Origin of the sequence: Thermoactinomyces intermedius (genome assembly GCF_013912365.1) — a bacterium.
GTDB lineage: Bacteria > Bacillota > Bacilli > Thermoactinomycetales > Thermoactinomycetaceae > Thermoactinomyces > Thermoactinomyces intermedius.
In genome coordinates, this window is the sequence record NZ_JACETT010000020.1 from 1 (window position 1) to 14,112 (window position 14,112).

General features: G+C 48.5%; 14 protein-coding genes. 4 read left to right on the forward strand and 10 right to left on the reverse strand.

Annotation, left to right across the window (positions count from 1 at the left end):
• The coding region (locus H1R82_RS05135) for an amidase (protein WP_258873891.1) at positions 1-541 on the reverse strand (541 nt) is incomplete at its 3' end.
• 11 nt (positions 542-552) lie between these two features.
• On the reverse strand, positions 553-843 hold the full coding sequence (gene gatC, locus H1R82_RS05140) for an Asp-tRNA(Asn)/Glu-tRNA(Gln) amidotransferase subunit GatC (protein ID WP_181731493.1): 291 nt from the start codon (positions 841-843) through the stop codon (positions 553-555).
• A gap of 235 nt (positions 844-1,078) precedes the next feature.
• Between gatC and H1R82_RS05145 the strand changes: the two genes are divergently transcribed.
• Both H1R82_RS05145 and H1R82_RS05150 read left to right on the forward strand, forming a co-directional pair.
• Positions 1,079-3,211 (forward strand): carbon starvation CstA family protein, encoded by a 2,133-nt coding sequence (locus H1R82_RS05145; RefSeq protein WP_181731492.1) that lies wholly within the window; start codon positions 1,079-1,081, stop codon positions 3,209-3,211.
• 6 nt (positions 3,212-3,217) lie between these two features.
• The gene (locus tag H1R82_RS05150; RefSeq protein ID WP_181731491.1) at positions 3,218-3,415 is read left to right on the forward strand and encodes a YbdD/YjiX family protein; all 198 of its coding nucleotides are present in this window, start codon (positions 3,218-3,220) and stop codon (positions 3,413-3,415) included.
• 32 nt (positions 3,416-3,447) lie between these two features.
• Here the strand turns inward: H1R82_RS05150 and H1R82_RS05155 are convergent, their stop codons facing one another.
• Both H1R82_RS05155 and H1R82_RS05160 read right to left on the reverse strand, forming a co-directional pair.
• Positions 3,448-3,714, reverse strand: coding sequence for a twin-arginine translocase TatA/TatE family subunit (locus tag H1R82_RS05155; RefSeq protein WP_181731490.1), 267 nt, complete (start codon positions 3,712-3,714; stop codon positions 3,448-3,450).
• A gap of 91 nt (positions 3,715-3,805) precedes the next feature.
• A complete protein-coding gene (locus tag H1R82_RS05160) occupies positions 3,806-4,144 on the reverse strand; it encodes a hypothetical protein (protein WP_181731489.1) in 339 nt (112 codons plus the stop codon).
• Positions 4,145-4,410: 266 nt separating this feature from the next.
• Here H1R82_RS05160 and H1R82_RS05165 point away from each other — a divergent pair, with 266 nt between their 5' ends.
• Positions 4,411-5,187, forward strand: coding sequence for an alpha/beta fold hydrolase (locus H1R82_RS05165; RefSeq protein ID WP_181731488.1), 777 nt, complete (start codon positions 4,411-4,413; stop codon positions 5,185-5,187).
• Positions 5,188-5,254: 67 nt separating this feature from the next.
• Entirely contained in the window at positions 5,255-5,641 is a 387-nt protein-coding gene (locus H1R82_RS05170) for a DUF2512 family protein (protein WP_181731487.1), read from the forward strand.
• Positions 5,642-5,945: 304 nt separating this feature from the next.
• On the opposite strand, the gene H1R82_RS05175 is transcribed toward H1R82_RS05170, so the two are convergent.
• The 6 genes from H1R82_RS05175 to H1R82_RS05200 all read right to left on the reverse strand — a co-directional run bounded on the left by H1R82_RS05175 (position 5,946) and on the right by H1R82_RS05200 (position 14,075).
• The gene (locus tag H1R82_RS05175; RefSeq protein WP_181731486.1) at positions 5,946-7,718 is read right to left on the reverse strand and encodes an acyl-CoA dehydrogenase FadE; all 1,773 of its coding nucleotides are present in this window, start codon (positions 7,716-7,718) and stop codon (positions 5,946-5,948) included.
• A gap of 45 nt (positions 7,719-7,763) precedes the next feature.
• A complete protein-coding gene (locus H1R82_RS05180; RefSeq protein WP_181731485.1) occupies positions 7,764-8,945 on the reverse strand; it encodes an acetyl-CoA C-acyltransferase in 1,182 nt (393 codons plus the stop codon).
• Between the two features lie 22 nt (positions 8,946-8,967).
• Entirely contained in the window at positions 8,968-11,418 is a 2,451-nt protein-coding gene (locus H1R82_RS05185; protein ID WP_181731484.1) for a 3-hydroxyacyl-CoA dehydrogenase NAD-binding domain-containing protein, read from the reverse strand.
• Between the two features lie 215 nt (positions 11,419-11,633).
• Positions 11,634-12,434 (reverse strand): hypothetical protein, encoded by an 801-nt coding sequence (locus H1R82_RS05190; protein WP_181731483.1) that lies wholly within the window; start codon positions 12,432-12,434, stop codon positions 11,634-11,636.
• 204 nt (positions 12,435-12,638) lie between these two features.
• A complete protein-coding gene (locus tag H1R82_RS05195; RefSeq protein WP_181731482.1) occupies positions 12,639-13,007 on the reverse strand; it encodes a hypothetical protein in 369 nt (122 codons plus the stop codon).
• 291 nt (positions 13,008-13,298) lie between these two features.
• The gene (locus H1R82_RS05200) at positions 13,299-14,075 is read right to left on the reverse strand and encodes a sporulation protein (RefSeq protein WP_181731481.1); all 777 of its coding nucleotides are present in this window, start codon (positions 14,073-14,075) and stop codon (positions 13,299-13,301) included.
• Between the last annotated feature and the right edge of the window lie 37 nt (positions 14,076-14,112).

Genomic DNA, 14,112 nt, shown 5'->3' on the forward strand with positions numbered 1-14,112 from the left:
GGCGGATCGATCCGCCGGTATCCGATCCGAGCGAGAAATAGACTTCACGGGCAGCAACCGCTGCGGCCGAACCTCCGCTGGATCCTCCGGGAACCCGGTCCAAATCCCACGGATTGCGGGTCAATTGCAAAGAGGAGTTTTCCGTGGAGGAACCCATCGCAAATTCGTCCATGTTCATTTTTCCCACTGTCACCGCTTCAGCCTGCTCCAATTTATCCATCACCGTTGCGTTATAAATCGGCTGGTAATTGGACAAAAGCCGGCTGGCACACGTTGTGGTCATGCCTTCGGTGCAAATGTTGTCCTTGATGCCTGCCGGTAAAGCGGCGAGCAGACCTTTTTCCGAAGTGTTTGCAAGCTTCTTGTCCAACTCTTCCGCACGCTTTCGGGCGCCTTCCGCGTCCACGTGAACGAAAGCTTGCACTTGTCCGTCGACTTCTTCAATGCGCCGCAGAGATTCATTCACCAGGTCTTTGGCCGAAATTTCACGATCTGCCAAGCGTTTATGTATGCTCTTGATGGATTCATTAAACAGCGACATCGTTCTCCCCCTTACTCTTCAAAAACTGCCGGCACACGAAACATTCCGTCTTGATGTTCCGGTGCATTTTTCAATACTTTTTCCCGGTCCAGGGACGGACGCACTTCGTCTTCCCGCATCACATTGATCATTGGAATGACATGGCTGGTCGGTTCCACATGATCTGTGTCCAATTCGTTCAATTTATTGGCAAACTCCAAAATATCATTTAACTGGCTGGTAAACTGTTCCGCTTCCTCTTCACTTAATTTCAAACGGGCCAGTTCAGCCACTTTATAAACCTCTTCTTTGGAAATCGCCATCTCGTTCACCTCCGCTAAACAATCGCCTGCCTTATTATTCTTCCACTTTAACTTCTCACAGTATAGCATAAAACCGTAAATTACATTAGTTTTTCTTCAACTCCGTCCTTTTCAATACAGGTCCGTGGGAACAGAGACCTTATTTTTTGACTAAAATCGGAAATATTTTTGTCGAAATCATAAAAAATCTCCAGTATAATAATGATAAAATTCAATAAATATTTTGATGAATCCGATGAAGCAACACTATCCAACCGGTTCGGACAAATTCTCATCAGCAGGAGGGTTGAACGTGAAAAATCGACTATTGTCCATTCTCATCTGGGGAGGAATATCCGTACTAGGCGCCGCCGGGTTTGCCATTTTGGCCTTAAACCGCGGCGAATCGGTGAACTCATTTTGGCTGATTACCGCCGCCGTCTGCACCTATGCGGTTGCTTACCGTTTTTACAGCCGTTTTATCGCGCGGAAAATTTTCGAATTGGATGACAATCGGAAAACTCCGGCAGAAATTCATAATGACGGCAAAGATTATGTTCCCACCAACAAATGGGTGTTGTTCGGCCACCATTTTGCGGCCATTGCCGGCGCCGGTCCCCTTGTCGGTCCCATTTTGGCGGCACAAATGGGGTATTTGCCGGGAACGATCTGGATCATCGTCGGCGTGGTGCTTGGCGGGGCCGTGCAAGACTTTATCATTTTGTTCGGTTCCATGCGGCGAAACGGAAAGTCACTCGGTGACATGGCACGCGAAGAAATCGGGCCGGTCGGCGGATTCACGGCTGCCATCGCCATTTTGGGAATCATGATTATTTTGCTGGCGGTATTGGCATTGGTGGTTGTGCAAGCGCTCGCACACAGCCCGTGGGGAATGTTCACCATCGTGATGACGATCCCCATCGCCGTATTTATGGGCATCTACATGCGCTATCTGCGGCCGGGGAGAGTGCTGGAAGCTTCGATCATCGGGTTTGCCCTGTTGCTTTTGTCCATTTACGGGGGGCAATATGTATCCGCTCATCCGGCTTTGGCTTCATACTTCACGTTTGAAGGCACCACCATTGCTTGGATGATGATCATTTACGGTTTTGTCGCATCGGTTCTCCCGGTTTGGCTTTTGCTCGCCCCACGCGATTATTTAAGCACCTTTTTAAAAGTGGGGGTCATTTTTGGACTGGCCGTCGGCATTGTCATCGTCTTGCCGGACCTTAAAATGCCGGCCTTAACCCAATTCATTGACGGAACCGGTCCCGTGTTCTCCGGCGATTTGTTCCCGTTTGTCTTTATCACTATCGCTTGTGGTGCCATCTCCGGATTCCACGCTTTGGTTTCATCCGGCACCACTCCCAAAATGATCGCCCGGGAATCCCATGCCACCATGATTGGATACGGCGGAATGCTGACCGAATCTTTCGTCGCCATCATGGCACTGGTCGCGGCATGCATCCTGACTCCCGGTGTGTACTTTGCCATGAACAGTCCGGCTTCGGTGATCGGAAATGATGTCATCTCGGCAGCCCGGGCCGTGACGGAGATGGGATTTACCGTAACGCCGCAGGATTTGTCGCAATTGGCTGAATCGGTCGGGGAAAGCACCATTCTTTCCCGCACCGGCGGAGCTCCGACCCTTGCCGTCGGAATGTCCGTCATCTTTTCCGAAGTGCTCGGCGGACAATCGTTGATGGCATTCTGGTATCACTTTGCCATCTTGTTTGAAGCTGTATTCATTCTGACCACCATTGATGCCGGCACCCGGGTGGGCCGCTTCATTTTGCAAGACTTGATGGGAAGGGTTGTCACGAAACTGGGTGACACCAAGTTTTATCCGGCAAACATCTTGGCAAGCGCACTCGTTGTTGCCGGCTGGGGTTACTTTTTATACCAAGGCGTCATTGACCCGTTGGGCGGCATTAACACGTTATGGCCCCTGTTCGGGATCGCCAACCAAATGCTCGCGGTTGTTGCGCTGGTTGTCGGCACCACCATTTTGATCAAGATGGGAAAAGCCGCCTACTCCTGGGTGACGTTCATTCCGCTGGGATGGCTGACCATTGTCACCATGACAGCCGGATGGCAAAAGTTGTTCCATCCCGATCCGTCGGTCGGATTTATCGCGGCGGCCAACAAATATTCCGAAGCGATTGCCAACAACCAGTTGCTGGGTCCGGCGCAATCGATCGAAGAAATGAAGCGCATCGTTTTGAACAACCAGATTGATGCCGTCTTAACCTTCTTGTTCATTGCTTTTGTGATCGTGATTATTGTGGATGCGGCCCGCATCTGGTACAAGGTGCTGGTCAAACACGAACCCCTGTCGGCAAAAGAAGCGCCATATGTTCCGCATCAACCCAAAACCGTGAAGGGGTGAATTTGAATGGTGAAATGGATCAAAAAATCCTGCCGGGCCCTTGCCTATTATTTAAATGAAATGGCCGGTGTTCCCAATTACGACCGATATCTTGACCACCTTCAAAAACATCATCCGGACCAAACCCCGATGACAAGAGCCGAATTTTACCGCCAGGCCATCGATGAACGATACGGAAGCGGCGACATCCGCCGTTGTTGCTGAACGGAAACAGCAAAAACACCCACCTCCGGTTTTTAGAGGTTGGGTGTTTTTGTTTCGTCTTTCACGGTTTGGGTTTCCGCCTTCGGATTTCCGGTCTTGGCAATTTCTGCTTTGGGTGCATCCGGCTTGGCTTCTGCTCCTTGTCCCGAATCTTCTTCGCTTAATACCCCGCTGGTGGCCTTTTTAAATTCTCGAAGCGATTTCCCAAGGGCCCGTCCCAGTTCCGGCAGTTTCTTCGGACCAAACAAAATGAGTGCCACCACAAATATCAGCAGCCATTCCACACCATTGATGCTCACTTTGTTTCCTCCTTTATCAAGGGGCACTTCTAATCGTATCCATTATAACACCGATTCAAAACAAAGAAAAACCCAAACGACGCGTCCGGGCTTACCCTACATGCTGATCAATGATGTTTTTCAGCTGATTCTTCTTTTCTTTGGAACACAAGGCCAAAGCCTGTGTGATCTGTTCCTGCCAATTTTCTTCTTCCATCAGAACCTGATCCAGCCTCTCTTTTGAACGGTCGATACAGGAAAGTTCCTCTTTGATGATTCCCACCATTTGTTTCATTCCGTTGACGTGCGATTCGATCCGGTCGACTTTTTGCTCCACCTTGTTCAAATTCTTTTTTAAATCCGAGATATCCGTTTTGATCTGTTCAATGCTTGCAGACTGCATATCCATCCGTTCCATCATGGCATGCAACAAAGATTGCAATTCTTCCATCGCCGATCAGCTCCATCTCAGACTCTGCTTCTGTTTCTTCCATTATATAGAAATTTTTGTCAAAAATTTTCCTGTAATTTGTCGATATTTTGACAAAAATATCAAAATTGAGGTTTGCTTTGATTCCCGGCTTGTGCAAGCAAACCCGTTTTTGCTTAATCTTCCCTCCGGCGCCCTCAAAATCCTGCCACCATTGCGGGCATTTTTTTCATACTTTTTCCGGCTTCCTGCCAAAATAAAGCCAACAAGTGAAGGAGGCGAAAAAAATGCCCTTTTTGGATTGCGGCGGAACCCGGCTTTACTACGAATCGGAAGGAAACGGACCCGCCATCATTTTTATCCATCCTCCGCTGATCACCAGCCGCGTCTTCCACTATCAGATGGAAGATCTGAAACACCGTTATCAACTGATCCTTTTTGACGTTCGCGGACATGGATTCAGCGGCCCGTCCCGCCAGCCGGTGACTTATCCGTTGATCATCCAGGATCTTTGCTGCCTGATGGATCACTTGCAAATCGAAAAAGCTTATCTGGCCGGGTATTCCACAGGCGGAAGCGTGGCCTTAAACGCCTTGCATCGCCATCCCGAACGATTTTTGGGCGGCATTTTGATCAGTGCGCTTTCGGAAATATCCGATCCGGTCATCCAAGCGGAGTTGGAGCTGGCTGTGGCTTTGTGCAACCGCACCGGCTTTCCGCTTTTGTCACGGAGCTTTTGCCTGGCCAACGCCGGCAGCCTCAAAATGTATGCTTATCTCCATGCCGCGGCCCGCATGGGAAACCCGGAAAACATCAAGCAATACTTTCAATACAGCCGGACATTTAACGGTACCAGGCTCCTGCCAAGCATTCAGGCGCCCGTCTTGGTTTTCTCGGGAACCCGGAATGACCGGTTTCGCAAATATACGGAAGTTCTCACCAAAAACCTGCCCAATTCCACTCATTTTCCGCTGAACCACAAGCCGCACCACTTAACCACCCGGGCTGCACGGCAACTCAATCAAGCCATCCGCGCGTGGCTGGCGCTGTATGAAACCGATTGAATCCACCGCATGCATAGGCGTTTATGGCGGTGAAATAATAAGAAAAAACCGGAAAGGAGCTTGCGCGTTGAATCATACTTACCATCTGATCATCAAGTTTATCTATGTCACTTTTCTTCTTTACCTTACTATGGGATTGATTTACGACATTGATTATAAATCGATTCTGTTTGTCAGCATTGTTCTGGCATTGGCCGGATATCTGGGGGATTTCTTTTTGCTGCCGAAAATGGGAAATGTGTTCACCACCCTGTCGGATGCATTGTTAAGTTTTCTCATCGTTTGGTTCATCGGGACTTACTTTTTTGATATGGATATCGGCACCAAAAACTTTAAAATCAACCAAGTGCCTCTGTTTCAAATTTCCCTGACCGTCGGGATCGTCTATGCCGTCATCGAATGGTTTTACCATCGCTGGTTTTTTAAATTTCTCGGCAAAAAAGAGGTTTTTTAACCTTCCCTTTTCGGCCCCCTTTTCTTCTTCAAGCATGCAAAAGGGGGACTTGATTCCGGATCCAGCATTATAAATATAATTATAAATATTTTGATATCAACACTCTGAATGCCAAGGAATACTCAATTTCAAACGCCCGTTCACAGTGGAAGACGTTCCCTCGTTCATCCGCCTTTGCCCTGAAAAAGGCGACATCATTTGATTCCGGACGAAACCTCCATTGAAATGAAATAGACATCATGAAAGGAAATGTTCCAATAAAAAAAGGCTGTTGACGATTTTGCCAACAGCCTGAAAGCGTCGATTAAACCACATATTTTTCGGCATCGATGATCCGGGCGGCAATCCGGCGTTTCAATTCCACTTCGTTTACCGGTTGGATCCGGGTCAGCTTTTTCAATACCGAAAGTTGAGTGCGCAGGACATCGCCTTCTTCGATGGCTGCCAAAGCATGGCGGGCCAGCGCATCCACTTTTTGCATCGACTCATAGATGAAAGCCACGGTGTAATCGATTTTGGCTTGTTCGTTTTCTTCACCATTTTTAAGAATGGCTTTTTTCGTGCGCAACAAAGCACTCTCCATGGCAAAGGTCTCGATGGCGATATCTGCCAGGTCACGCAGCAATTCTTGTTCTTTTTGCATTTTCTCCCCGTATTTTTGCGTGGCCAGTCCGGCGACCATCAAGAAGATTTTCTTCGCATTTTCCACATAATGTTCTTCGGCCTCCAAAACCGGAGCATCTTCATCCGGGAAGTACGGCATCATGGTCAACAATTCTTCTTGCAGATTTTGTGCGGCTTGCAAGAAAGGCAATTCCCCTTTCAATGCTTTCCGCATCAAGGTGGCCGGGATGATCAGCCGGTTGATTTCGTTGGTTCCTTCAAAAATACGGTTAATCCGGGAATCGCGATACATGTTTTCAATCTCGTACTCATTCATGAAACCGTAACCGCCATGGATTTGTACCCCTTCATCCACCACATAATCGAGCACTTCGGAACCGAACACTTTCGACACAGAGCATTCGATCGCCAAATCCCCGATCGCATTGGCCACCACGGAACCTTCCGCGTTTTCCACTCCTTCCAGGTTGGCGTCAAACATTCCGGCAATCCGGTACGCCAAGCTTTCCGCAGCATACACTTTGGTCGCCATGTTGGCCAATTTTTCGCGAATGAGTCCGAATTTGGAAATCGGCACTTTAAATTGTTTCCGTTCATTGGCGTATTTTGCCGAGATCTCGATGGCCCGTTTGGAGGAACCCACGGTGCCGATGGCCAGTTTGTAACGGCCGATATTCAAAATGTTAAAGGCGATTTTGTGCCCTTTGCCCAGTTCTCCGAGCAAGTTTTCCACCGGGACCTTGGCGTCTTCCAGGATCAAGGTGCGGGTGGATGATCCTTTGATTCCCATTTTCTTTTCTTCCGGCCCGACAGAAACCCCGGGGAAATCACGTTCCACAATGAACGCCGTAAACTTGTCGCCATCCACTTTGGCGTAAACGATAAACACATCGGCAAAACCGGAGTTGGTAATCCATTGTTTCTCCCCGTTTAAGATGTAATATTTTCCGTCATCGCTCAATTTCGCCGTCGTTTTTGCCCCCAAGGCATCCGATCCGGAACTGGGTTCCGTCAGGGCATAAGCGGCAATTTTCCGTCCGGAAGCCAAATCCGGCAGATATTTTTTCTTTTGTTCATCATTTCCGAAAAAGACGATCGGAAGGGACCCGATCCCCACATGCGCCCCGTGGGACAAACCAAAAGAACGGGCAAGAGAGATTTTCTCCGTGATCAAACTGGAACTGACTTTGTCCAGACCCAACCCTTCATATTTCTCCGGCACGTCCGCACCAAGGAGCCCCAAACCTCCTGCTTCTTTCAACAAACGCACGGTATGTTCAAATTGGTGATTCTCAATTTCCGGCAAAACCGGCCATACTTTGTCTTTGACGAAGTCTTCGGTCGTTTTGGCGATCATTTTGTGTTCTTCTGTAAAATCTTCCGGCGTAAAAACCGTTTCCGGATCTCTTTGCTCCAGTAAATAAGCTCCGCCTTTTGCTTTTGTATCTGTCATTTTTCTTCCCTCCCGTTAATTTAAAACCTGATGAATTGGCTTCGGTCAGCTTACCCGTTCCACAATGCCCGCGGCTCCCATCCCGCCGCCGATACACATGGTGACAAGCCCGTAACGGAGATTGCGCCGCTCCAGTTCTCCCAAGATGGAAACGGTCAATTTCGCCCCGGAACATCCCAGGGGATGGCCCAGCGCAATGGCGCCTCCGTTGACATTCACCTTCTCCGGATCCAGTCCCAACTCCCGGATCACGGCCACCGATTGGGAAGCAAAGGCTTCATTCAGCTCAATCAAATCGATGTCCTCAAGACGAATGCCCGTTTTTTCAAGCAATTTGGGCACGGCTGCCACCGGACCGATTCCCATGACATCCGGATCCACCCCGCCCAGGGTGAATCCGCGGAAAATCGCCAGCGGTTTCACACCCAGTTCCTCGGCTTTTTCCCGGGACATGATCATCACAGCGGCCGCTCCGTCACTCGTTTGCGAAGAGTTCCCCGCGGTCACCGTTCCGTTCACGTGGAAAACCGGACGTAATTTTCCGAGCACTTCCAGATTGGTGTCGGGACGGACGCCTTCGTCGGTGTCAAAGATCCGCTCTTTGACTTGCAGTTTTCCATTTTCATCAAAGAAATGTTCCTTCACGGTCAAGGGAACGATTTCATCTTTAAATTTCCCCGCTTTGATGGCTGCCGCCGCCTTTTGGTGGCTGGCCAAGGCAAAACGGTCCTGATCTTCTCTGGTCACGTTGTACCGCTTCGCCACTTCTTCCGCCGTATGCCCCATGGACATGTAAGTTTCCGGCAGATGTTCCATCAGATAGGGGTTGGGCGCCGGTTTATATCCGCCCATCGGCACCATACTCATGCTTTCGACGCCACCGGCGATCATGATGTCGGCAAATCCGCACATAATTTTTTCCGCCGCAATGGCAATGGTTTGCAGGCCGGAAGAACAGAAACGATTCACGGTCATTCCCGGAACCTCCGTGGGAAGTCCCGCCCTCAAAGCGACGATTCTCGCAAGGTTCATCCCTTGCTCTCCCTCAGGAAACGCGCATCCCAAGATCACATCTTCCACTTCCTTGGGATCCACCTGAGGAACACGCCGCATCAAATCCGAAACAACAGCTGCGGCCATTTCATCCGGCCGGTAATTGCGCAAGCTCCCTTTTCCCGCTTTTCCCACTGCAGTACGGGCGCCGGCCACAATGACTGCTTCGCGCATATTTTCTCCCCCTTTTCAAATGTTAGTTGCGAAGAGGCTTCCCTTTAACCAACATGTGTTGCATTCTTTGTTGGGTTTTGGGTTCTCCGATCAGACTCAAAAAGGCTTCCCGTTCCAGATCCAACAGATATTGCTGATCCACCAGCGTTCCTTCCGGCACATTTCCACCGGACAGAACAAACGCCAATTTGCAAGCAATTTTGTAGTCATGCTCACTGATATATCCAGACTTCAAGAGCCCGTAAGCACCGAGTTTCAGCGTGTTGTATCCCGTTTCCCCGACCACCGGGATTTTACGCGGTTCCGGAGCTTTGTAACCGGCGTTGTAAAGTCCCAGGGCCACTTGTTTTGCATCGTAAATCAAGTGATCTTTGTTGACGGTGATGCCGTCATACGGACGGATGAATTTATATTTGCGGGCATCTTCGCCGCTGGTTGACACCTTGGCTTGGCCGATGGTCATAAAGATGTGATTGACCAGAGGTTGCAACGAAATCCGGTCTTTCGGATCCACGCCTTCGGTGAAACGGAGCAACATTTCGCTGTTGCCGCCACCACCCGGAATCAAACCGACACCGACTTCAACCAGCCCCATGTAGGTTTCTCCGGCGACCTGAACCCGGTCACACGGCAAGCACACCTCAACGCCGCCGCCCAACGTCATGCCATAAGGTGCGGCAACGACCGGTTTCTCCAGGGTCCGCAAAGAGCCCATGGCTTGCTGGAACTGATGAACAATCAAATCGATTTCCGGCCAGTTGTAATCTTGTGCTTCCATCAAGAGCATCATCAGGTTGGCGCCGACACAGAAGTTGGGCGCTTCCGCACTGATGACCAGTCCCCGGTAATTCTTCCGCACTTCTTTGACCGATTTGTTGATCATGCTGATCACTTCCGGCCCCAGTGCTTGTTTGGGGGAATGGATTTCCAGACAAGCGATGTCATCGCCCAGATCAATCAGGGTGGCTCCCCGGTTTCCGAAAATTTTCTTCCCTTGTTCTTTCAGGCGGGCCAAGGAGATCGCTTTTGGATGCTCTTCCACTTCTTCATATTTGCCGCCGATCGAGAACACCCGGTTTTTTCCGCCTTCCGTTTGATAGAAAGCAGTTTTTCCGGACTGAAGCATCTCTTCCACCCATTGCGGGATGGTTTCTCCTTCTTCACGCATCCGGTTGACGGATTTTTCAAGCCCGATGGCATCCCACATTTCAAACGGGCCCAAATCCCAGTTGAATCCCCATTTCATCGCACGATCCACACTGGTGATGTCACCGGCGATTTCTTCCAGACGGGCGGCGGAATAAAGAAGCACTTTTTTCGTGATGGTCCAGGCCAATTTTCCGGCAACATCATCGGCATACACCAAGGCTTGCAATTTGCCCGGCAACCCTTTTGCCCGTTTGCTTGCTTCCAGTGAAGGGGCTTTCAGTTTTTGGCGCGGTTCATAAGTAAGCGTTTTCGGATTTAAGACCAAAATCTCTTTTCCTTTTTCCGTTTTCACCCGTTTATAGAATCCTTGGCCGCTCTTTTCACCGAGCCACCCGTTTTCCACCAATTTTTTCAGGAGGGGAGAAACTTCAAAAGCCGCTTTTTCCTCCGGATCATCCACATTTTCTCTCACATTGTCAGCCACATGGACAAACGTATCCAATCCCACCAGATCCAGGGTACGGAAGGTGGCGCTTTTGGGCCGCCCCATGGCACGTCCGGTGATCGCGTCCACTTCGGCCGGTCCGAGATCCATTTCCTCCATCGCCTCTAACGTGACTTGAAGCCCGTAAGTTCCGATGCGGTTCGCAATAAAGTTGGGGGTATCCTTGCATATGACCACCCCTTTGCCCAGAACCTCCTCGGCAAAGGACTTCATGTCTTCCACAATGGCCGGATCGGTCTTTTCATTGGGGATAATCTCCAGCAACTTCATATAGCGCGGGGGGTTAAAAAAGTGTGTTCCCAAGAAATGCTTCCGGAACTCTTCGGAACGACCCTCCACCATTTTGTTGATGGAAATGCCCGAAGTGTTGGAACTGACCACAATGCCCGGTTTCCAGACTTTTTCCAGGCGCTTGAACAAATCTTGTTTAATTTCCAAATTTTCCACGACGACTTCGATCACCCAGTCCACCTCGGACAAGCGGTCAAAATCGTCCTCCATGTTTCCGATTTCTATCCGTTCAGCCGCTTCCTTCGTATAAAGCGGAGATGGCTTTTCCTTGAACAAACGGTCTTTCCCGGCTTGAGCCAAACGGTTACGAACCGCCCGGTCTTCCAGCGTCAGCCCTTTCTGCTTTTCCTTTTCCGTCAAATCCCGCGGCACAATGTCCAATAATAAAGTTGGAATTCCTACATTCGCAAGATGCCCGGCGATCGATGCCCCCATGACACCTGCGCCCAACACTGCTGCTTTTTGAATGCGTCGCAAGAGTTCTCCTCCTCTCTTCTTTTGAAAAACCCCATCTGAATGAACAGTCATTCACTTGAGGGATAGAAAAAAACCTATCCCTAAGGATCGGCTTTGACTACAAGAGGATTGACACTAATTCATAACTTAACAAATTTTATTTTGTTTATAATTAATTTCAATAATATTATTTCTCTGTTTTTTATTTTCGTCAAGGGTTTTTATCGACTTTTTAATTCCTTCTGACAAAATTATTTTTTCAAAACGATCCGGTTCCTTTTGATTCGTCACATTTTTCGATCAATAATAACCCAAATGATAATTCCCGCTCCCAATGCGACAACCGAAAAGATGACAAAGGGTGTGAAGGAAAACGGATTGGAGCTGCTTTGCGAAGGTTTCGGACCAGAGTCTGCCACGCCGGCGTCGTCTTCGGAATTCGTTGAAGCATTTTCGGGAGAGACTTGAAACGAATCAGCATCTCTTAATATCCGCCGGTCGCCGTTGATCGTCCCGTCAAAGGTGAGCTGTGCCTGATAAGTGCCGGGAGGAAGCGCTTCAAACCGCCGGGTTGCGGTTTCCCCGTTCTGCCAGAGCCAAACGGAGGCTTTTTCTTGTCCTTGTTGATCAAAAACTTGAAAATGCCATTTTCCTGCCGCTTGACCCCCGTATAAAATTTCCCCGGAAGCGCGGATACCCTCGTGGGAAGGTGTCACTTGCAACCGGATGCCTTCCCGGGTAAACGTGCAATCTTCTTCCAATATATACGGCTTGCGGTTGATAATCCCGTCAAACTTAAGACGTGCCGTGGTTTTCCCGGCATCATTCCCGATCTTTAAAAATGAGACATCGCCATCGCCAATCTCGCGGAACGATTGGTTGTGTTCACGGTCAAAATAATACCAGCTTCCTTCCACTTGATCGCCGGAACCGACCGTGAGCCGCGCATACACATAATACCGCTCACTTTGTTCATCAAAACCGACACTGCATCGGATCGAATAGGCATCCTGAGCCCGGCCGTGAGAAAAAGGAAGCGCCGCCACAACCAGCCATAAAGCAAAAAAGATGATCCACCCCTTTCTCATCCCTTCCCTCCCTTCCAAAGAAAACCCAGATTTCATGAAATTTTCCATTCATGGTTACATTCATTATAACATATATTTCTGAATAATTTTAAAATATACTTTAATTAATGGTTTGATTTTCTATTATTTTAAATATCCCTTTAGAAAAGCAAAAAGTTGCCCGGTGCATCCCCGACGGATGCCTGAGCAACGTTCCGACTCGCTTTATAAATGGTTGCTTGCCCGCATCACACGCGGTCTCAATGCGGGGGTCTGGGGAATATACTCTTTCACCAAAGCGGCGGCATAAAAGAGACACCACAAATAGTTGATGAAAAGGAAAGTCCCCGCTTTCAACCACACATTCGGAAGATCCAACAGGTCAAACGCCAACACATAAGCCGGCAGAATCGACCACAAAGCCCGGTCTCCCAGTGATTCAGCCATTTCCCAATAATACACTTCTTCCACTTTAAAGAGTTTGTCACGGAAGTACATTTTCAAGACGGGCCGGACACTGGAATAATAGAAAAAACCCGGGATTCCCAACAACGCCCGGTTGATGCTGATAAACAAATACGACAAGATCAGCAAACAGATATATATCGGTTTGCTCCTCCCCCCACAAAGACCTGGATGATTTTCTGTTTTATTTCGTAAAACTTTGTCATAAAAAAGTTTTATATATATATTTATATCTTTTTATAATTCTTTCCTCCCGGGAAAATTTAAAAATTCCATGTCTTTGTTAACCAGTAATTTTAATTAAAACTAAAATTAAACAAAATTTGATTTTACAGGTTGAATCTGTGTTTCCAAGAAGTTTATTTTATGTAAATAAATATCCCTCGTCCATCAGGATCGAGGGGATTATTATTTCCAAAATTATCCGGTAATTAATCCGGAAGAATTTTTGATGATGAAATTGCGAATGGTTTCCGCTGCTGCCTCTTCGGAGGAAAGTTCTTCCGCACGGAATTCAAAAGCTCCCTTTTTTTCATCCAGATCCAGCTCATCTGCCAGCATGCCGATCAGCCCTTTGGTTTTTTTATCCAATTCAAAAAATCCCCGAACGCTGTTGACCGCCTGTTTCGGTTTAAACTGAAACACGATTTCATCAAATTTGCCGCGCATCCAATCCGTGGCATGAAACTGGATGATTTGCACGCCCCCGTTCCGTTGGCCGGTATAACTTTCCCCATAGTGAACAAAGCCCAGCTTTGCAAATCCGCCCAAGAAGTTTTTGAGAAGGCCCGATGGCCGGACATCGACAACGTCCCGGTCCTTGGCATCAATGCCGCTTATGATTTCCAAATTGGATTGGAAATAATAACGGGTATTGACGGATGAAACCGGCAGCAGCTCAGGGCATTTAAAAAAGAAGTCAAATTCTCTTTTTTCCCCGGGATGAACCGTAAATTCTTCCTGAATCACCGGAATGGTTGCAATGGTTTCATTGACATACTTGATTTCATCGTCCTTTTTATAAGAAGACGCCAGCTTGAAGTGGACTTCCAGCTCTTCGATTTGCTGTTCGACTTCGCCTCCCTCCACATACACCTTTCCAGTAACCTCTTCACCCATGGTGACCACATCGGAATCCAAAACCAAATCGATTTTGGCCGCTCCCACTCCCAAAGAGGCAAGAATTTTCTTAAACAAATCCGTTCCATCCTTTCGTTATTATGTAATTCACTCC

Excerpts from the sequence above, each read along its gene's own strand:
- gatC (WP_181731493.1), bottom strand. The coding sequence starts at position 843 with ATGGCGATTTCCAAAGAAGAGGTTTATAAAGTGGCTGAACTGGCCCGT.
- H1R82_RS05145 (WP_181731492.1), top strand. The coding sequence starts at position 1,079 with ATGAAGCAACACTATCCAACCGGTTCGGACAAATTCTCATCAGCAGGA.
- H1R82_RS05150 (WP_181731491.1), top strand. The coding sequence starts at position 3,218 with ATGGTGAAATGGATCAAAAAATCCTGCCGGGCCCTTGCCTATTATTTA.
- H1R82_RS05160 (WP_181731489.1), bottom strand. The coding sequence starts at position 4,144 with ATGGAAGAATTGCAATCTTTGTTGCATGCCATGATGGAACGGATGGAT.
- H1R82_RS05165 (WP_181731488.1), top strand. The coding sequence starts at position 4,411 with ATGCCCTTTTTGGATTGCGGCGGAACCCGGCTTTACTACGAATCGGAA.
- H1R82_RS05175 (WP_181731486.1), bottom strand. The coding sequence starts at position 7,718 with ATGACAGATACAAAAGCAAAAGGCGGAGCTTATTTACTGGAGCAAAGA.
- H1R82_RS05180 (WP_181731485.1), bottom strand. The coding sequence starts at position 8,945 with ATGCGCGAAGCAGTCATTGTGGCCGGCGCCCGTACTGCAGTGGGAAAA.
- H1R82_RS05185 (WP_181731484.1), bottom strand. The coding sequence starts at position 11,418 with ATGACTGTTCATTCAGATGGGGTTTTTCAAAAGAAGAGAGGAGGAGAA.
- H1R82_RS05190 (WP_181731483.1), bottom strand. The coding sequence starts at position 12,434 with ATGAGAAAGGGGTGGATCATCTTTTTTGCTTTATGGCTGGTTGTGGCG.